This window comes from Pseudomonas sp. SDO5522_S412, assembly GCF_054071215.1.
The window spans coordinates 31,427-50,610 of sequence record NZ_JBSVWQ010000025.1; the positions used below are offsets into that span (position 1 = coordinate 31,427).

General features: G+C 60.6%; 17 protein-coding genes. 15 read left to right on the plus strand and 2 right to left on the minus strand.

What is annotated here, in order from left to right; genetic code table 11:
* Positions 1-86: 86 nt before the first annotated feature.
* The 6 genes from ACW9I6_RS08545 (at position 87) to dacB (ending at position 6,715) form a co-directional block, all read left to right on the plus strand.
* Positions 87-722, plus strand: a complete 636-nt coding sequence (locus ACW9I6_RS08545; RefSeq protein ID WP_003216351.1) for a response regulator transcription factor — start codon at positions 87-89, stop codon at positions 720-722.
* A 100-nt stretch (positions 723-822) separates the two neighbouring features.
* The gene (locus ACW9I6_RS08550; protein ID WP_008435632.1) at positions 823-1,293 is read left to right on the plus strand and encodes a nuclear transport factor 2 family protein; all 471 of its coding nucleotides are present in this window, start codon (positions 823-825) and stop codon (positions 1,291-1,293) included.
* Between the two features lie 36 nt (positions 1,294-1,329).
* On the plus strand, positions 1,330-1,605 hold the full coding sequence (locus tag ACW9I6_RS08555; RefSeq protein ID WP_003216354.1) for a GIY-YIG nuclease family protein: 276 nt from the start codon (positions 1,330-1,332) through the stop codon (positions 1,603-1,605).
* Between the two features lie 75 nt (positions 1,606-1,680).
* Positions 1,681-2,616, plus strand: coding sequence for a glutathione S-transferase family protein (locus tag ACW9I6_RS08560; RefSeq protein WP_008435631.1), 936 nt, complete (start codon positions 1,681-1,683; stop codon positions 2,614-2,616).
* Between the two features lie 110 nt (positions 2,617-2,726).
* A complete protein-coding gene (locus tag ACW9I6_RS08565; protein ID WP_050550311.1) occupies positions 2,727-5,153 on the plus strand; it encodes a TonB-dependent siderophore receptor in 2,427 nt (808 codons plus the stop codon).
* Between the two features lie 101 nt (positions 5,154-5,254).
* Positions 5,255-6,715, plus strand: a complete 1,461-nt coding sequence (dacB, locus tag ACW9I6_RS08570; RefSeq protein ID WP_457339185.1) for a D-alanyl-D-alanine carboxypeptidase/D-alanyl-D-alanine endopeptidase — start codon at positions 5,255-5,257, stop codon at positions 6,713-6,715.
* A 135-nt stretch (positions 6,716-6,850) separates the two neighbouring features.
* Here the strand turns inward: dacB and ACW9I6_RS08575 are convergent, their stop codons facing one another.
* On the minus strand, positions 6,851-7,726 hold the full coding sequence (locus ACW9I6_RS08575) for a helix-turn-helix domain-containing protein (RefSeq protein ID WP_008435627.1): 876 nt from the start codon (positions 7,724-7,726) through the stop codon (positions 6,851-6,853).
* Positions 7,727-7,863: 137 nt separating this feature from the next.
* Here ACW9I6_RS08575 and ACW9I6_RS08580 point away from each other — a divergent pair, with 137 nt between their 5' ends.
* Positions 7,864-8,775 (plus strand): DMT family transporter, encoded by a 912-nt coding sequence (locus tag ACW9I6_RS08580; RefSeq protein WP_008435625.1) that lies wholly within the window; start codon positions 7,864-7,866, stop codon positions 8,773-8,775.
* Between the two features lie 57 nt (positions 8,776-8,832).
* Here ACW9I6_RS08580 and norR read toward each other — a convergent pair whose 3' ends face one another.
* On the minus strand, positions 8,833-10,377 hold the full coding sequence (gene norR / locus ACW9I6_RS08585) for a nitric oxide reductase transcriptional regulator NorR (protein WP_087692812.1): 1,545 nt from the start codon (positions 10,375-10,377) through the stop codon (positions 8,833-8,835).
* Positions 10,378-10,524: 147 nt separating this feature from the next.
* Here norR and hmpA point away from each other — a divergent pair, with 147 nt between their 5' ends.
* The 8 genes from hmpA to queC all read left to right on the plus strand — a co-directional run bounded on the left by hmpA (position 10,525) and on the right by queC (position 18,894).
* Positions 10,525-11,706, plus strand: a complete 1,182-nt coding sequence (gene hmpA / locus ACW9I6_RS08590; protein ID WP_177040291.1) for an NO-inducible flavohemoprotein — start codon at positions 10,525-10,527, stop codon at positions 11,704-11,706.
* A gap of 260 nt (positions 11,707-11,966) precedes the next feature.
* On the plus strand, positions 11,967-12,473 hold the full coding sequence (locus ACW9I6_RS08595; RefSeq protein WP_008435621.1) for a disulfide bond formation protein B: 507 nt from the start codon (positions 11,967-11,969) through the stop codon (positions 12,471-12,473).
* Positions 12,474-13,271: 798 nt separating this feature from the next.
* Positions 13,272-14,213 (plus strand): ubiquinol oxidase subunit II, encoded by a 942-nt coding sequence (gene cyoA, locus ACW9I6_RS08600; RefSeq protein ID WP_008435619.1) that lies wholly within the window; start codon positions 13,272-13,274, stop codon positions 14,211-14,213.
* Positions 14,214-14,216: 3 nt separating this feature from the next.
* A complete protein-coding gene (gene cyoB, locus ACW9I6_RS08605) occupies positions 14,217-16,235 on the plus strand; it encodes a cytochrome o ubiquinol oxidase subunit I (protein WP_003216371.1) in 2,019 nt (672 codons plus the stop codon).
* Between the two features lie 3 nt (positions 16,236-16,238).
* Positions 16,239-16,865 carry a cytochrome o ubiquinol oxidase subunit III gene (locus tag ACW9I6_RS08610; protein ID WP_008435616.1) on the plus strand — a complete coding sequence of 209 codons (627 nt, stop codon included), beginning with the start codon at positions 16,239-16,241 and terminating at the stop codon, positions 16,863-16,865.
* Positions 16,865-17,200 carry a cytochrome o ubiquinol oxidase subunit IV gene (gene cyoD / locus ACW9I6_RS08615; protein ID WP_003216374.1) on the plus strand — a complete coding sequence of 112 codons (336 nt, stop codon included), beginning with the start codon at positions 16,865-16,867 and terminating at the stop codon, positions 17,198-17,200. The genes ACW9I6_RS08610 and cyoD overlap by 1 nt, the downstream gene beginning before the upstream one ends.
* Positions 17,201-17,211: 11 nt before the next feature.
* Positions 17,212-18,099, plus strand: a complete 888-nt coding sequence (cyoE, locus tag ACW9I6_RS08620; RefSeq protein WP_003216376.1) for a heme o synthase — start codon at positions 17,212-17,214, stop codon at positions 18,097-18,099.
* A 102-nt stretch (positions 18,100-18,201) separates the two neighbouring features.
* Positions 18,202-18,894, plus strand: a complete 693-nt coding sequence (gene queC, locus ACW9I6_RS08625; protein ID WP_003216378.1) for a 7-cyano-7-deazaguanine synthase QueC — start codon at positions 18,202-18,204, stop codon at positions 18,892-18,894.
* Positions 18,895-19,184 lie beyond the last annotated feature (290 nt).

Sequence of the window (19,184 nt, forward strand, 5' to 3'; positions counted from 1 at the left end):
GAAAACCGCTCCCAGGTGGGCGGTTGTTGCCCGGGACGGACAGGGTTATTTTGCGCAAATCAATTTGCCATCACTCATGGGTTTCTATGCTTCGCGTAATTATTGCTGACGATCATCCCATTGTTCGGATCGGGCAGAAGGTGGTGATCGAGGCCAACGGCAAGTGCAAGGTGGTCGGTGAGGCCAACGGCCCGGATGAGTTGCTGCGGGTACTGGGCAGCACCCCTTGCGATGTGCTGGTGACGGACTTCGCCATGCCGGGCGGGCAGCAGGCTGACGGCTATGTGTTGTTGGGCTTGTTGCAACGCCAATACCCCGGGGTGCCGGTGATCCTGGTGACGATGTTCGCCAATATCGCCACCCTGCGTGCCTCGTTCGCCGAGGGCGCCCGAGGCATTGTCGCCAAGAGTGCATCGGCCAAGGAGTTGCCCACGGCCATCAAGGAAGTCTGCGAGGGCAAGACCTTCGTCAGCGAGTCCCTGCGGACCCAGTTGGTGCAGGCCGGCACGGGCGATCAATCACAACCGCCGCAACTGTCGGGCAAGGAACGCGAAGTGGTGCGCATGCTGGCCAGCGGCATGACCGTCAGCCAGATTGCCGCGCGGGTCAATCGCAGCATCTCCACCATCAGCAAACAGAAAAGTACCGCGATGAACCGGCTGTGTATCTCCACCGATGTGGATTTGTTCCACTATGCTCGCAGCAGCGGAATGGTGCCCTGAAGGGACGGGATGAGGTATTCCTGGCGTTGATGCCAGTAGTGTTCCCCGGCCTTGGGGATTATCGTACCGGCCATCCCAACTTCTTTTGCGGAACCTGCCCATGAGCGACGCCCATAACGCCTTGATCACCGAGTTCTACAGTGCCTTCCAGCGCCTGGATGCCGAGGCCATGAGCGCCTGCTACAGCGACGACGTGGTGTTCAGCGACCCGGCATTCGGTGAACTGCGTGGCCGTGATGCCGGCGACATGTGGCGCATGCTGACCACCCGGGCCAAGGACTTTTCCCTGACCTTCGATAGTGTGCGCAGCGATGAAATCACCGGCAGCGCCCACTGGGTGGCGACCTACCTGTTCAGTGCGACGGGCAACACCGTAGTCAACGATATCCGGGCGCGCTTTGTGTTTCGTGACGGCAAGATCTGCGAGCATCACGACCACTTTGACCTGTGGCGCTGGTCGCGGCAGGCGTTGGGCACCAAAGGCCTGTTGCTGGGCTGGACGCCGCTGGTGAAAAACGCCGTGCGGGCCCAGGCGCTGAAAGGGTTGAAGGCGTTCCAGGCCAGTCGTTGATAAGATTGGCGTTCCTTTGGTTTGCCGAATTGATCCGTGACGACTCCTTCTGAAGCCAAACCGTGGTTTGTCTACCTGGTGCGCGCCGCCAATGGCTCGCTCTATTGCGGCATCAGCAATGACCCGGTGCGCCGCTTTGCCATGCACCAGAGTGGCAAGGGCGCACGGTTTTTCCTCTCAAGCCCCGCCGTGGCGCTGGTGTACACCGAGGCATGCATCAGCAAGGCCGAGGCGCTGCGCCAGGAACGGCTGATCAAGAAACTCAAGAAAAGCGCCAAGGAGTGCCTGGCGGCGATCGGCCCATCAGTTTGACTGATAGGTTCCCATGCGCGCCTTTGCCGGGTTTGCAGGCTAAGCTGGACGCTCACTCATTGAGCGGAGCCTGGCATGACTGAGTTGATCCTGCACCACTACCCGCAATCCCCGTTTGCCGAAAAAGCCCGCCTGTTGCTGGGCTTCAAGGGCTTGTCCTGGCGTTCGGTGCACATCTCGCCGGTGATGCCCAAGCCTGACTTGACGGCCCTCACCGGTGGTTATCGCAAGACCCCGGTGTTGCAGGTGGGCGCCGATATCTACTGCGACACCGCACTGATCGCCCGCCGCCTGGAGCAGGAAAAGTCCGCGCCGGCGCTGTTTCCCCAAGGCTTGGAACTGGTCAGCCAAAGCTTCGCCGCCTGGGCTGATTCGACGGTGTTCTCCCATGCCGTGAGCCTGGTGTTCCAGCCGGAATCCCTGGCGGTCAAGTTCGCCAAAGTGCCGCCGGAAATGCTCCAGGTGCTGGTGGCCGACCGCAGCAAATTGTTCAGTGGCGGCACGGCCACCCGTGTGCAACTGGATCAGGCCAAGCATCAATGGCCGGTGATCATCGGTCGTATCAATCAGCAGTTGCAGCACCAGCAGGGCGACTTCCTGTTCGGCGAGCCGTCGATTGCCGACTTCGCCCTGGCGCACCCGTTGTGGTTCCTCATGGGATCGTCGGTGACCTCGCCGCTGGTGGAAACCTATCCTGCGGTGGCCGCCTGGCTCGCCCGGGTGTTGGGTTTCGGGCATGGCACGTCGAGCCAGATGAGTGCCGAGCAAGCCCTGGAAGTCGCGCGCAATGCCACGCCGGCCAACCTGCCGGAAGAAATCTTCGAAGACCCGAACGGCTTCAAGCCCGGCCAGCAAGTGACCATCAGCGCCACCGACTACGGCACCGATCCGGTGGCCGGGGAGTTGCTGTTTGCCGGCCGCGAAGAGCTGATTCTGCGGCGCACCGATGACCGCGCCGGCACCGTGCATGTGCACGTTCCGCGCTTCGGATTTCGGATCCAACCGGCGTGACTGAAATTATTTTCAAATCGGTGTGAGGTAAACCTGTCGGCCATCCGTGTAGTGCTTGAAACTGCGATTAATTCGCATTAACAGCGTTTTTTACACACGGGTTCTCAAGCATGAAGTCCAGGGCAACGTCGGCGGGTTCGGTTAAACATTGGCTGGGAGCCTCGGTATTGGCAGTTTCGGGGCTGGCGCTGTTGCCCCTGGGCGTGGCGCAGGCGGCCGAGGCGCAGCAGCAGAGCACGCTGTTCAACTTTGCCCTGGCCGCCAAGCCGCTGCCCCAGGCCTTGAGCGACTTCACCCGGGTGACCGGCATCAGCGTGGTCTACACCGACGAAGCGCCGTACGCCATCAAGGCCCCGGCCATCACCGGGCAGATGAGTGCGGCCCAGGCCATGCAACGCCTGCTGGGTAATTCCGGCTTCACCTTCCGCCAGATCGACGCCCGCACCCTGGCCCTGGAACCGCTGCCCACCGACGGCGCGCTGAACCTCGGCGCCACCACCATCAACGGTGCCGCCCTGGCCTCGGATACCACCAGCTATCAACCGCCGCCTACCAGTTCGGTGATGCGTTCCCACGGCCTGCTGCTGGAAACCCCACAGACTGTCAACGTTGTACCGGCCCAGGTGATGCGCGATCAACAGCCGCGCAACCTCGACGATGCCCTGACCAACATCAGTGGCATCACCCAGGCCAACACCTTGGGCAGCACCCAGGACGCGGTGATGCTGCGGGGTTTTGGTGACAACCGAAACGGTTCAATCATGCAGGACGGCATGCCGCTGGTGCAGGGCCGCGCGCTGAATTCCACCGCCGAGCGCGTCGAAGTGCTCAAGGGCCCGTCGTCGTTGCTGTATGGCATCCAGGATCCGGGCGGCGTGGTCAATATCGTCAGCAAGAAACCCGAGCTGATCCAATCCACCTCGCTGACCGTGCGCGGCTCGACCTTTGGCGACGGCAAGAACGGCAGCGGCGGCAACCTCGACACCACAGGGCCCATCGGTGACAGCGGGTTGGCGTACCGCTTGATCGTCGATCACGAAGACGAAGATTACTGGCGCAACTACGGCACTCACCGCGAGAGCCTGATCGCACCGTCGCTGGCCTGGTACGGCGACAACACCAAGCTGTTGTTTGCCTATGAGCACCGGGAGTTTCTCTCGCCGTTCGACCGGGGCACCGCCATCGACCCCAAGACCAACCACCCGCTCAACATCCCGTCGACTCGCCGCCTGGACGAGCCCTTCAACAACATGGAAGGCCGCTCCGACCTGTACCGCTTCGAGGCCGATCACGATTTGAATGACGACTGGAAAGCCCACTTCGGCTACAGCTGGAACCGCGAGACCTACGACGCCAGCCAGGTGCGTGTGGTCAAGGTCAACGCCAATGGCACCCTGACCCGCAGCATGGACGGCACCCAGGGCGCACTGACCACCGACCGCTTCGCCACCGCCAGCCTTGAAGGCAAGGTCAACGTCGCAGGCATGCAGCACGACCTGACCTTCGGCCTGGATGACGAATACCGCAAGATCTACCGGGCCGACCTGATCCGCCAGGCGCCCCGTGGCACGTTCAACTACAACGACCCGGTCTATGGCAATGAAGTGGCGGGCACCACCGTCAGCGCGCCGGACAGCAACCAGATGGACCTGCTGCGCAGCGACTCGCTGTTCCTGCAGGATGCGATCCACCTCACTGACCAGTGGATCCTGGTGGGTGGCGCGCGTTATCAGATGTACGACCAATACGCCGGCAAGGGTGTCCCGTTCACCGCCAACACCGACGGCAATGGCCAGAAGTGGGTGCCACGCGCGGGCTTGGTGTACCGCTACACTGACGAGCTGTCGTTCTATGGCAGCTACACCGAGTCGTTCAAGCCCAACTCCACCATCGCACCGCTGGCGAACAAAAGTGTGCTGGATGGCAGCCTTGAGCCGGAGCAGTCGAAGTCCTGGGAGTTGGGGACCAAGCTCGACATACCGGGGCGCATCACCGCCAGCGCCGCCCTGTTCAACATCGAAAAACGCAACGTGCTGGTGCAGGTCGGCGATGGCCTGACCTCGGTCTACAGCGTCGCCGGCAAAGTGCGCTCCCGAGGCCTGGAACTGGATGCCAGCGGCCAACTGACGGACAAGTGGAGCGTGATCGGCAGCTATGCCTACACCGATGCCGAAGTCACCGAAGACCCCGAATACAAAGGTAATCGCCTGCAAAACGTGGCGAAGAACACCGGCTCGCTGTCGGCGGTGTATGACTTCGGCAGCATTCTCGGTGGCGACCAACTGCGGGTCGGCGCCGGGGCACGTTATGTCGGCGAGCGAGCAGGGGACGCGGCCAACAGCTTCGAACTGCCGGGCTACACCGTGGCCGATGCGTTCGCCACCTATGACACTAAAATCGAGGGGCAGAAGGTCAAGTTCCAGCTCAACGTGAAGAACCTGTTTGACCGCACCTATTACACCTCGGCCGTGAACACCCAGTTCGTGTCCATCGGCGATGCGCGGCAGGTGTCGGTGTCCAGCACTCTGACGTTCTAAATTCGGCTACACCCTATGGCGCGGTAGCCGGCTGCCTCGCCATACGGTTGTCGAGCTGCTAGCGTGGCCGCCATTAATGACTTTGCGGGAACACGATAGCGATGCAGTTGGGACGATGGATACACACCGGCGGGCTGCTGCTGGGCTTGAGCTTGTTGCTGGGCGGTTGCGCCACGGCGCCGAAAACCTCCACCAGCGCCAGTCTCGACCAGTTGCTGGCCGACCCGGCACTGCACGGCGCCAGCGTGTCGCTGATGGTGCGCGATGCCCGCAGCGGCAACACGCTCTACCAGCACAACCCGCGTACGCGGCTGAGCCCGGCTTCGAGCCTCAAGCTGTTGACCACCGCGGCGGCGATGGATGTGCTGGGGCCGCAGTATCGGTTTTCCACGCAACTGTTGAGCGACGGCATCCGCCAGGGCGCGGTGCTTGACGGTAACCTCTACCTGCGCGGCCTGGGCGACCCGACGATCCAGTGGGCGGATTACCAGGCGCTGGCGGCCAACCTGGCGCAGCAGGGCATCCGGCAGGTGCGGGGCGACCTGGTGTTCGACGACACGTTCTTCGACGCCGAGCGCCTGGGCACCGACTGGTCCCAGGACGATGAAAGCACCTACTACGGCGCGCAGATTTCGGCGCTGACGGTATCGCCCAATGACGACTTTGATGCGGGCTCCCTGCTGGTCACGGCCAGGGCGCCGGTCGTGGCAGGGCGCCCGGTGACGGTGGAGATCAGCCCGGCTACCGATTACGTGCAGCTCAGCAACCGTGCGGTCAGCGGCACAGGCAACAGCTATGGAATCAATCGCCAGCACGGCACCAACCTGTTGCGCCTCAGTGGCGCGCTGGCGCCGGGCAGGCAGAGCCCGCAACTGGTCAGTGTGTGGGAGCCGACGCAACTGGTGGCCAACCTGTTTGAACAGGCCTTGGCGCAGCAGGGGATTGTCGTGCAGGGGCGTCGGATGATCGGGGGTGTGACGCCGACCACGGCGACGGTGCTCGCGCTGCATGAGTCGGCGCCGTTGCAGGAACTGATCACGCCGTTGCTCAAGCTTTCCAATAACAACATGTCTGAAGCCTTGCTCAAGAGCATGGGGCGCAAGACCGTGAATGCCGGTACGGCGCCTGCCGGTGTGGCGGCGGTGGGCGGGTTCCTGAAACGTCAGGGGATTGATACGGCGACGTTGAACCAGGTGGACGGTTCGGGGTTGTCCCGGCGTAACCTGGTGTCGTCGCAGAACCTCACGGATGTGCTGCTGGCCGCCAGCAAACAGCCCTGGTTCAGCGCCTGGTACAACGCGTTGCCGGTTGCCGGTAATCCGCAGCGCCTGGTGGGCGGCAGCCTGCGTTACCGCCTGCGGGGCACCGCTGCGGAAAACAACCTGCACGGCAAGACCGGCTCCATGAGCGGCGTGTCGTCGTTGACCGGGTATGTCACCGATGCCAATGGGCGCAAGCTGGTGTTTTCGATGGTGACCAACAATTACGTGGTCGCAGGCGCGCGGGTCAAGACGCTGGAAAACCGCCTGGCCACGGCACTGGCCAACAGCACGGACTATTGAGCACCGAAAATCAAAGGTGGGAGCGGGCTTGCTCGCGAATGCGGTGTGACAGTCAACAGATGTACTGACTGATCCAGCGCTTTCGCGAACAAGCCCGCTCCCACATTGGACCTGTGCTGTCAGGCAGATTGCATTTCAAGGCAGGAACGCCTGCCGGTATTCACCAGGGGTTGCGCCCATCGCCTGGCGGAACCGGTTGGTAAAGTGGCTCGCGCTGGAAAACCCGCACGCCAGGGCAATCTCGCCCAGCGGCAACGACCCACCCCGCAACAACTCCCGGGCGCGGGCCAGGCGCCGCGCCAGCAGATATTGATGGGGCGGCAGTCCAAAACTCTCGCGAAACATCCGCGCAAAGTGGTACTCCGACAACGCACACAAGCCTGCCAACTGCCCCAGGCTGATCGGCTCTGCCAGCTGCTGGTCGATGTGCTCCACCAGTTGCCGGCGCTGGTGGGCGGCCAGCCCGCCTTTCAAACGCAAACCCTCGCGCATCCCCACCTGGCTGAGCAAGGTATGGCTGAGCATTTCATGGGCCAGGCTGCTGGTCAGCAGGCGTTCGCCGGGCTCTTTCCAGTTCAGGCCGATCAACTGGTGAAAACGCCGGGCCTGCCGCGCATCGTCGAGGAAGGTGCTCTCGCGCAGTTGCAACTCGCGGGGTTCGCGGTCCAGCAAGGTGACGCAGCCCAGGGCGAATTGCTCGGGGCTGAAATACACGTGGGCCAGGCGGATTTCGCCGTTGATCACCCAGGCCGACTGATGCTCGGCCGGCAGGATGCACAGCTTGTCCGGGCCGCCCTTGGTGCCGGGCTGGTCGCGGCGAAAGGTGCCGGTGCCGCCGCCGATGTAGCAGGACAAGGTGTGGTGGTCGGGGGCTTCGTAATCCTGGGCGTCGTGATGGTTGCTCCACAAGGCTGCAGACAAGCCGTCACCGAGCTCGGCGCACAGCTCGAGGCGAGCGTTGGGCGAACGGTTGAGGGATTGAAAGACTTGCAGGGTTTCCAGTGGCGGCATATTCGTACTCTCTGACGGCTTGCATCCTACTCCCCGCGGCGGCGGCTGTGATCCCGGCAGCCGACAAAAGCGCAAGAATGTGCAAGAGACCTGGTGCCGCCAGGGGCGAAACTGTAGCTCAACCCTCGGAGCCCGCCATGAACCTTTTCCTGTATTTACTCACCGTACTGATCTGGGGCACCACCTGGATTGCCCTCAAGTGGCAACTGGGCGTGGTGGCGATTCCGGTGTCCATCGTCTATCGCTTTGGCCTCGCGGCGCTGGTGCTGTTCGTGATGCTGCTGCTCAGCCGCAAGCTGCAGGTGATGAACCGGCGCGGGCATCTGATCTGCCTGGCCCAGGGCTTGTGCCTGTTTTGCGTCAACTTCATGTGCTTCCTGACCGCCAGCCAGTGGATTCCCAGCGGCCTGGTGGCGGTGGTGTTCTCGACGGCCACCTTGTGGAACGCGCTGAACGCCCGGGTGTTCTTCGGGCAGAAGGTCGCACGCAATGTGTTGATGGGAGGCGGCCTTGGCTTGCTCGGCCTCGGGCTGTTGTTCTGGCCGGAACTGGTGGGGCACACCGCCAGCCCGCAAACCTTGCTCGGCCTGGGTTTGGCATTGCTCGGCACCATGTGTTTCTCGGCGGGCAATATGCTGTCGAGCCTGCAGCAGAAGGCCGGCCTCAAGCCACTGACCACCAATGCCTGGGGCATGGCCTATGGTGCGTCGATGCTGGCGATGTACTGCGCGGTGCAGGGCATTCCGTTCGACATGGAATGGAACAGCCGGTACATCGGTTCGCTGCTGTACCTGGTGATCCCGGGTTCGGTGATTGGCTTTACCGCCTACCTGACCCTGGTCGGGCGCATGGGGCCGGAGCGGGCGGCGTATTGCACCGTGCTGTTCCCGGTGGTGGCGTTGAACGTCTCGGCGTTTGCCGAGGGCTATCAGTGGACGGCGCCGGCGTTGGCGGGGTTGGTGCTGGTGATGCTGGGGAATGTGTTGGTGTTTCGCAAGCCCAAGGCTGGCGCGCCGATCAATCCAATCTACAAGGCGAAGCAGGTTTAGTGTGGGGGGCTCGACAGCTCCCACATTTGATCTCCTTTACCTGAGAATCACCGTTCATTACTTCAGGCCCAGGCGCTTGGCCATTCGTCCCAGGTTGGCCCGGTCCAGGCCCAGCTCGCGGGCGGCACTGGCCCAGTTGTGCTGGTGGCGTTCCAGGCAGGCGCTGATGACCTGGCGCTGGTAGTTCTCGGTGGCCAGGCGCAGGTCGCCGGTGACGTCCGGCACGGGGTCGGGCTGCGCTTCGAGCGGTGGCGCGGTGGCGTTCGGCAAGTCCAGATCCGCCGCGCTGAGGCTGAGAATCTTCGGGCGCTCCCGGCAGTTACCCAGGGCTTTCAAGGCGCTGCGGCCGATCAAGTGTTCCAGTTCGCGCACATTCCCCGGCCAGGTATAAGCCAGCAGTGCCGCCTGGGCATCGCTGGTCAGGCGCAGGCTGCCCAGGCCCATGCGTGAGCGGTTTTGTTCAAGGAAAAAGCCCGCCAGCAACAGCACATCGCGACCGCGCTCACGCAGCGCCGGGACTTGCAGCGGGTACACACTCAAACGGTGATAAAAGTCGGCACGATAGCGGCCGCTGCGTACTTCTTCGGCCAGATCCCGGTTAGTGGCGGCGATCAGGCGCACATCCACCTGGTGCTCCTTGTCAGACCCCAGGCGCTGCAACTGGCCACTTTGCAGCACCCGCAGCAGCTTGGCCTGCACGGTGAGGGACAACTCGCCCACTTCATCAAGAAACAGCGTGCCGCCATTCGCCAGCTCGAACTTGCCCCGGCGTTCGTTGAGCGCGCCGGTAAACGCCCCGCGCACGTGGCCGAACAGTTCGCTTTCCACCAGGGTTTCCGGCAGGGCGGCGCAGTTGAGGCTGATCAGCGGTTTCTCGGCGCGGTTTGATGCGGCATGGATCGCCTGGGCCACCAGCTCCTTGCCCACGCCGGTCTCGCCGGTGATCAATACCGTCAGGTCACTGCCACCCACCAGGTTGATTTCTTCCACCAGGCGTTTGTGGCTCTTGCTCTGGCCGATCATTTCCTTGTGCTGCTGGCCGCTGGCCTGGCGGTAGATTTCGGCGCGCTGGTGTTCGTCTTCGGCGCGCAGGGCCAGGCGTTCAATGCGTTCAGCGACATTGACGGTGGCGGCGGCGAGGCTGGCGAAGGCTTGCAGGGCGTCCAGTTCCACCCGTTCGAAGCGCTCGGTATCCAGGGCGTCGAGGGTCAGCAGGCCCCAGGGCCGGTCGTCGACAAACAGCGGGCAGCCCATGCAGTCGTGGACTTCCAGATGCCCGTGCAGGCCATCCACCAGGCCGTCATAGGGGTCGGGCAGTTCGCTGTCGCTGTCAAAGCGGGTAGGGCCGGGGCTGCTGAGCAGCACGGCGAAACGCGGATGTTCGCTGACCTTGAAGCGCCGGCCGAGGGTGTCGGTACTCAAGCCATCCACTGCCAGCGGCACCAGCCATTCGCCGTCGAGGCGCAGCAGGGCGGCCGCGTCGCAGGGTAGCAGGGCGCGCATGGCCTGGAGCAGGCGCCGGTAACGCTCGCCTTCGGGCAACTCGCGGGACAGGTCGGCGACCAGGGGCAGCAGGGTGGTGAGCAGCGGCTTCGCAGTCATAATGACTCCTTGTAGTCATAGTGACTATATAACGTAGGAAGTCATATTGACTATATTAATATTAAGCATTTGATTTATAAGGATTTATTGGTTGGCATGAATACTGAGTAGTAAAGGGTATTCAGTAAGAAGACTCAGGAGTCTGCCATGCTTAGTGCCCAAGACCGTGCCATCGTCAAATCCACCGTGCCCCTGCTGGAAAGTGGCGGCGAAGCCCTGATCACCCATTTCTACCGGATGATGCTGTCCGAATACCCAGAAGTACGTCCGCTGTTCAACCAGGCCCACCAGGCCAGCGGCGACCAGCCCCGGGCCTTGGCCAACGGCGTGCTGATGTACGCCCGGCATATCGACCAACTCGACCAGTTGGGCGATCTGGTGGCAAAGATCATCAACAAGCACGTGGCCCTGCAGATCCTGCCGGAGCATTACCCGATTGTCGGTACCTGCCTGCTGCGGGCAATTTCCGAAGTGCTGGGCAGCGAAATCGCCACCCCTGAAGTGATGAGTGCCTGGGGCGCCGCCTATGGCCAATTGGCCGACATCCTGATCGGTGCCGAGGCGGCTATCTATAAAGAGAAGGAACAAGCACCGGGCGGCTGGCGTGGCGCGCGGCCGTTCACCTTGGTCAAGCGTGTGGAGGAGAGCGCGGAAATTGTCTCGTTCTACTTCGCGCCTGTGGATAACGGCCCGATCCTGGCCGCCGAGCCTGGGCAGTACATCGGCATGAAGCTGGTACTGGAGGGCGAGGAAGTGCGCCGCAACTATTCCCTGTCGGCGCGTGGCGATTCGGGCCAGTACCGCATCAGCGTCAAGCGCGAAGCCGGTGGGCGGGTGTCGAACTACCTGCATGACCAGTTCCAGGTGGGTGCGACCATCGATCTGTTCCCGCCTTCGGGGGAGTTCACCCTGGCGGCCAGCGACAAGCCATTGGTGCTGATCAGCGGCGGCGTGGGCATCACGCCAACATTGCCGATGCTCGAAGCGGCGCTGGCCACCGAGCGTCCGGTTCACTTTATCCACTGCGCGCGTAATGGCGGCGTGCATGCGTTCCGTGAGTGGGTGGATGGCCTGGCCGCGCAGCATCCGCAGCTCAAGCGCTTCTATTGCTACGCCGAGGATGATGGCGTGAGCCCGGCGGCGGACAAGGTCGGGATGCTGAGCCAGGAGCAACTGGCGGCGTGGTTGCCCCAGGAGCGCGATGTGGATGCGTACTTCCTGGGGCCTAAAGGCTTCATGGCGGCGATCAAGCGTCACTTGAAGGCCCTGGGTGTGCCGGAAGCGCAGAGCCGGTATGAGTTCTTTGGGCCGGCGTCGGCTCTGGAATAACTTACTCGGTCAAAAATGTGGGAGCGGCGGTGCGACGATTCGACTTGCTCGCGAAGGCGGTGTATCAGGCACACATTCAGTGACTGACACTCCGCTTTCGCGAGCAAGCCCGCTCCCACATTTTGATCTCCATTTTCCCTGATTAATCTCCTGTTAATGCCTCCTGTTTAAACCTCCACACGCCAACTGCTCAACTTTCACCGTCCGCGTGTAAACTTGCGGCCATTGGCACAACCATCATTGGCTAAAGGGAAACGGGGATGATCGACGAATTGCGTTTGGGCAGGGAGCGACGCTTTCTGGTACTGCTGGGCATCATCTGCCTGGCGCTGATCGGCGGGGCGCTGTACATGCAGGTGGTGCTGGGCGAGGCCCCTTGCCCGCTGTGCATCCTGCAACGTTATGCCTTGCTGCTGATCGCGATCTTCGCCTTCATCGGTGCCGCCATGCGCACCACCCGCAGTGTCACGGTGTTTGAAGCACTGGTGACCCTCAGCGCCCTGGGGGGCGTCGCCGCTGCCGGCTATCACGTGTACATCCAGTTCTTTCCGAAGGTCAGCTGCGGCATCGACGTGCTGCAACCGATTGTCGATGGCTTGCCGCTGGCCTCGGTGTTTCCCCTGGGGTTCCAGGTCGACGGCTTCTGCGAGACGCCGTACCCGCCCGTGCTCGGCCTGTCCCTGGCCCAGTGGGCGCTGGTGGCCTTTGTGCTGACGGTGATCCTGGTGCCACTGGGCATTTACCGTAATCGCCAGGGCAAAGCCTAAGCGGTTACAACTCAACGCCCCGGCCTTCCTCTAAAGAAGGCTGGGGCGTTTTTGTTTGTAGGCATTTGTGAAGAGGCCGTGACGCGGGGCAAGTTTGGGTGTGCGCAGCGTGCGACATGTTGTCACACGGAAGCTGCCGCAGGACGTTTCTGACGCTCGTAAACGCGCCATAAATTTGCATGAAGCGGCGTTTTATGGCTGTCAGTTCGTCGTCTGGCCGACGCCGCGAGTGGCGTGCGGTCGGCGACATTGCCCGATGTCCGAATGCCTTGTTTTTAGGGGACTTGGATCCGTTTTCGATGCCCTTACAGGCTGTAAGGGATGTGGCAGATTGCCCAATAACACGGCATTTTTTGTGGTTTTTGTCGAGAATCAAACGCGATACGATCGCGGACCTTTGCAATAATGGTGAAGGATTATTGCTGGAAACGATAAAAATTATTTCTGGATAAGACATGGTTTATACATCGCTAGCTAACTACAATCGCCCGCACTGAATGTCCGGTGCTGCTCACCCCTGAGCAAACTAGGGCGGTCGAGAAGCGGATGTAACGTTTCATGCGACCCCAGGTGCCGGCAGCCTTTCAACTATCCGCACCAAATGGAATTGGTCTGTAACAAGGCCTTTGACCAACGAATTCGAATAAGAACTCACCGCTAGCCCGGGACGTGTCGATTCGCGCAAGGTGCGACGGGCAGGCCCTTATTCAATCGAAGAGAAATGCCAACCCTTGGCAGGGTGAAGTGTTGGCGATCAAAACCCAACTGCATTGCGCAAGCTGCTTTAGAGGTCGTGAGATGAGTAAAAACAGGTACCCCCGATTACTAGGCTTTTTGCCGCTGCTTGGCATGATGTTAATGCTGGGAGGCTGCAAGTGGACCTTGCTCGACCCTAAAGGTCAGGTCGGTCTGGATCAACGCAACCTGATCATCACCGCCACCCTGCTGATGCTGTTGGTCGTGGTGCCCGTGATCATCATGACGTTCGCGTTCGCCTGGAAATACCGCGCGTCGAACACCAGCGCCACCTATGCGCCGAAGTGGTCGCACTCCACCAAGATTGAAATCGCGGTGTGGCTGGTGCCGATCCTCATCATCATCGCCCTGGGTTACATCACCTATAAGTCGACCCATGAGCTGGACCCGTACCGTCCGCTGGACTCCGACGTCAAGCCGATCAACATCGAAGTGGTCGCGCTGGACTGGAAGTGGCTGTTCATCTACCCGGACCTGGGTATCGCCACTGTGAACCAGATCCGGTTCCCGGAGAACACCCCGCTTAATTTCCGGATCACCTCCGACGCCGTGATGAACTCGTTCTTCATCCCTGCACTGGGTGGCCAGATCTACGCGATGGCAGGCATGCAGACCCGTCTGCACCTGATCGCGAACGAGAAAGCTGAAATGGAAGGCATCTCCGCCAACTACAGCGGTGCTGGCTTCACCGGCATGAAATTCAAAGCGATCTCGACGAGCCAGGAAGATTTCAACGCCTGGGTAGCCGAAGTCAAGGCCGCACCTAAACAGCTTGATCAAGCTGAATACGACGCCCTTGCCAAACCAAGCCAGAACAACCCAGTCGCCCTGTACTCCACGTACGAGCCGGACCTGTTTCAGAAAATCGTCGACAAGTACGAAGGTATGAAGCCAGGCAAGCCGATCGAGCACGAGAAGAAAGAAGTGGCCGCGGTTGAAGGTTCTGACACGGGCTCGCATTCAACTGCTGGGGCAGAGGAGTAAACGATGTTTGGTAAATTAAGTTGGGATGCGGTCCCGTTCCACGAGCCGATCGTGATGGTGACCATCGCCATGATCGCGCTGGGTGGTCTGGCACTGTTTGCAGGTATCACTTACTTCAAGAAGTGGACCTACCTGTGGACCGAGTGGCTGACTTCGGTCGACCACAAGAAAATCGGCGTCATGTACGTCATCGTTGCCATGGTCATGCTGCTGCGTGGTTTTGCCGACGCCATCATGATGCGTACCCAGTTGGCCATGGCCACCGAGGGTTCGCCTGGCTACCTGCCTCCTGAACACTATGACCAGATCTTCACCGCCCACGGTGTGATCATGATCATCTTCATGGCGATGCCTTTCTTCACCGGCCTGATGAACCTTGCCTTGCCGCTGCAGATCGGTGCGCGTGACGTTGCGTTCCCGTTCCTGAACTCCCTGAGCTTCTGGCTGCTGGTATCCGGCGTAGTGCTGATCAACCTGTCCCTGGGCGTCGGCGAATTCGCCAAGACCGGTTGGGTTGCGTATCCGCCATTGTCGGGCCTGGCCTACAGTCCGGGCGTGGGTGTGGATTACTACATCTGGGCGCTACAGTTATCAGGACTCGGGACGACACTGACGGGGGTCAACTTCCTGGCCACCGTCTTGAAAATGCGCGCCCCTGGCATGAAGCTGATGGACATGCCGATCTTCACCTGGACCTGCACCTGGGCCAACGTACTGATCGTTGCATCGTTCCCGATCCTGGCTGCAACCATGGCGTTGCTGTCGCTTGACCGTTACCTGGATTTCCACATTTTCACCAATGAACTTGGTGGCAATCCAATGATGTACGTGAACCTGTTCTGGGCATGGGGTCACCCTGAGGTGTACATCCTGATCCTGCCAGCGTTCGGTATCTTCTCTGAAGTGATTTCGACCTTCTCGGGCAAGCGCCTGTTCGGTCACCACTCGATGATCTACGCCTCGGGCGCGATCTCGGTACTGGGCTTCATGGTTTGGCTGCACCACTTCTTCACCATGGGTTCGGGGGCCAGCGTCAACGCGTTCTTCGGACTGGCGACGATGCTGATTTCCATCCCGACGGGGGTGAAGCTATTTAACTGGCTATTCACCATCTATCACGGTCGTCTGCGTATCACCAGCCAGGTTCTGTGGACCCTGGGCTTCATGGTGACCTTCGCGATCGGCGGCATGACCGGCGTACTGCTGGCCATCCCGGGTGCTGACTTCGTACTGCACAACAGCCTGTTCGTCATTGCTCACTTCCATAACGTGATCATCGGCGGCGCAGTATTCGGCTACATCGCAGGTTTCAGCTTCTACTTCCCGAAAGCGTTCGGCTTCAAGCTGCACGAAGGCTGGGGCAAGGCTGCGTTCTGGTTCTGGATCTCGGGCTTCTTCGTCGCGTTCATGCCGCTCTACGCTCTGGGCTTCATGGGCATGACCCGTCGTCTGAACGCCACGACCAACCCTGAGTGGGTACCGTACCTGTACGTTGCCATGGTGGGTGCACTGATGATCGCTGTGGGTATCGCCTGCCAGCTGATCCAGCTGTATGTCAGCGTGCGTGATCGCAAGCAGAACATGTGCGAATCCGGCGACCCATGGAATGCACACACCCTGGAATGGTCGACTTCGTCGCCACCGCCGTTCTACAACTTTGCCGTACTGCCGAAGGCTGACAGCATCGATCCGTTCACCGAAGCCAAGGAAGACGGTACTGCGTACCAGAAGCCTGCGCGTTACGAACCGATCCACATGCCTAACAACACCGCTACCGGCGTTGTGATGGGCGCGCTGTTGACCGTGTTCGGTTTCGCGATGATCTGGCACATCTGGTGGCTGGCCATCGTGAGCCTGGTGGGCACCATCGGCTACTTCATCGTTCACGCTGCCCGTGATGACCAAGGCTACATGGTGCCGGTCGACGTGATCGAACGCATCGAAGCCGAGCAACACGCTCGCCTGGTTGCCGAGAAGAAGATCCCGGCCAACCGTGTTGAAACCTCGTTGGAACAGGCTTAAACCATGTCGAACTTAGTGACCAATGCTGGACACGCCCATGTCGATGACCATGGGCACGATGACCATCACCACGACTCGGGGCCAATGACCGTATTCGGTTTCTGGCTCTACCTGATGACCGACTGCATCTTGTTTGCGTCGATCTTCGCGGTGTACGCGGTACTGGTAAACAACGTAGCGGGTGGCCCGTCGGGCCACGACATCTTCGAACTGCCTTACGTGCTCGGCGAAACCGCCTTGCTGTTGTTCAGCTCGATCACCTACGGCTTCGCCATGCTGGCCTTCTACAAGGGCAGCAAGAAAGGCGTCCTGAGCTGGTTGGCACTGACCTTCCTGTTCGGCCTGGGCTTCATCGGCATGGAGGTCAACGAGTTCCACCTGCTGATCTCCGAAGGTTACGGCCCGCACCGTAGCGGCTTCCTGTCGGCGTTCTTCACGCTGGTAGGCACCCACGGTCTGCACGTGACTGCCGGTCTGATCTGGATGGCGACCATGATGTATCAGGTCAACAAACATGGCCTGACCAACACCAACAAGACTCGCCTGAGCTGCCTGAGCCTGTTCTGGCACTTCCTGGACGTGGTCTGGATCTGCGTCTTCACCGTTGTCTACCTGATGGGGACTCTGTAATGGCTAATGCACATTCCCATGACAGCCATGATGACAGCCACGGCAGCGTCAAGTCGTACGCCATTGGCTTCATCCTGTCGGTCATCCTGACGCTGATCCCGTTCGGCCTGGTGATGTACCCAACCTTGCCGAAGTCGATCACCTTGATGATCGTCCTGGCGTTCGCGGTGATCCAGGTCCTGGTTCACCTGGTGTACTTCCTGCACCTGGACCGCTCGAAGGCTCAGCGCGATAACGTGATTGCTTTCGTGTTCGCAGGTTTGGTGATCCTCCTGCTGGTTGGCCTGTCGGTATGGATCATGTTCAGCATCCATACGTTCATGATGGCGAAGTGAGGTAAGACCCGATGTCGCTTAAGCACTTTATCCAAATCACCAAACCGGGGATCATTTTCGGTAACGTGCTTTCTGTGGCAGGCGGTTTCTTCCTGGCCTCCAAGGGGCATGTCGATCTGGCCATTTTCCTGGCTGCGATGATCGGCACGTCCCTGGTGGTAGCTTCCGGTTGTGTATTCAACAACTGCATCGACCGCGATATCGACATCAAGATGGAACGCACCAAGAATCGTGTGCTGGTCCAGGGCCTTATCTCCCTGAAACTGGCACTGATCTTCGCGACCATCCTGGGTATCGCCGGCGTGGTGTTGCTGTACAAGGTGGCCAACCCGCTGGCGGCGCTGTTTGCCGTGATCGGCTTTGTCATCTACGTCGGCTTCTACAGCCTGTACCTCAAGCGCAAGTCGGTTCACGGCACGCTGGTGGGCAGTCTGTCGGGGGCGATGCCGCCGGTGATTGGTTATGTGGCTGTGACCAATAGCTTCGACATGGCCGCGTTGGTGCTACTGGTGATGTTCAGCCTGTGGCAGATGCCGCACTCCTATGCCATCGCGATCTTCCGCTTCAACGACTACCTGGCTGCCTCGATTCCGGTTCTTCCGGTCAAGCGTGGCATCAAGGTCGCCAAGAAACACATCCTGCTCTACATCCTGGCCTTCCTCGTGGCGACCTTGATGTTGACCTTCAGTGGCTACGCCGGCATGAGCTACCTCGCCGTTGCCGCCGCCATGGGCATGTACTGGTTGTACATGGCCTGGACCGGCTACAAGGCGGTGGATGACACCGTCTGGGCACGCAAGCTGTTTGTCTTCTCGATCTTCACCATCACCGCCTTGAGCGTGATGATGTCCCTGGATTTCCAGGTGCCGAAAGAGTTGCTGCTGACGTACGCTCACTGAGTGATCGAGCAGTAAAAAACCCCGCCTTCGAAAGAAGCGCGGGGTTTTTTATTGAGGGGCCTTTAAACTATGCCAAATCTTACAAATGCAGGAAGCAGCGTGATGAGTAAAAAAGCCGTTATCGTATTCAGTGGTGGGCAGGATTCGACCACCTGCCTGATCCAGGCACTGGCGCTGTATGACGAGGTGCACTGCATTACCTTCGATTATGGCCAGCGCCATGTGGCGGAAATCGAAGTCGCACAGAAACTCGCCAAACAGCTGGGCGCCACCGTTCACAAAGTGATGGACGTGTCGCTGTTGAACGAGCTGGCCATCAGCAGCCTGACCCGCGACAACATTCCGGTACCCACGGTGAACAGCTCGGGCGAGAGTTTGCCGAGCACCTTCGTGCCTGGCAGGAACATTCTGTTTCTGACCCTCGCGGCGATCTACGCCTACCAGGTCAAGGCGGAAACGGTGATCACCGGGGTGTGTGAAACCGACTTCTCCGGCTATCCCGATTGCCGGGACGAGTTCGTCAAGGCGCTGAACAAAGCGCTGCAACTGGGCATGGAATACGACGTGCGCCTGGAAACGCCGTTGATGTGGCTGAACAAGGCCGAGACCTGGGCCCTGGCGGACGATCACCAGCAGCTGGACCTGATCCGCAACCAGACCCTGACCTGCTACAACGGCATTATCGGTACGGGTTGTGGCAACTGCGACGCGTGCAACCTTCGCGCACGTGGCCTGAACGACTACCTCGAAAACAAGGCAGCCGTCATGCAGAGCCTGAAAAGCAAACTGGCGTGATGTCGATCGTTCCCACGCTCCGCGTGGGAACGCATCCCGTGACGCTCCGCGTCACGAAGGCGGACGCAGAGCGTCCGAGGCGGCATTCCCACGCAGAGCGTGGGAACGATCATCAGTTGGCGTGCAGTTGGGCCCGTGATGTAGCGCTTGAACAGCGAGCGGGCGCCATAGGCCGGCAGGATATTGAAGAAGGCAAAGCAGACCTGTCGATCGTTCCCACGCTCCGCGTGGGAATGCATCCCGTGACGCTCCGCGTCACGAAGGCGGACGCAGAGCGTCCGAGGCGGCAT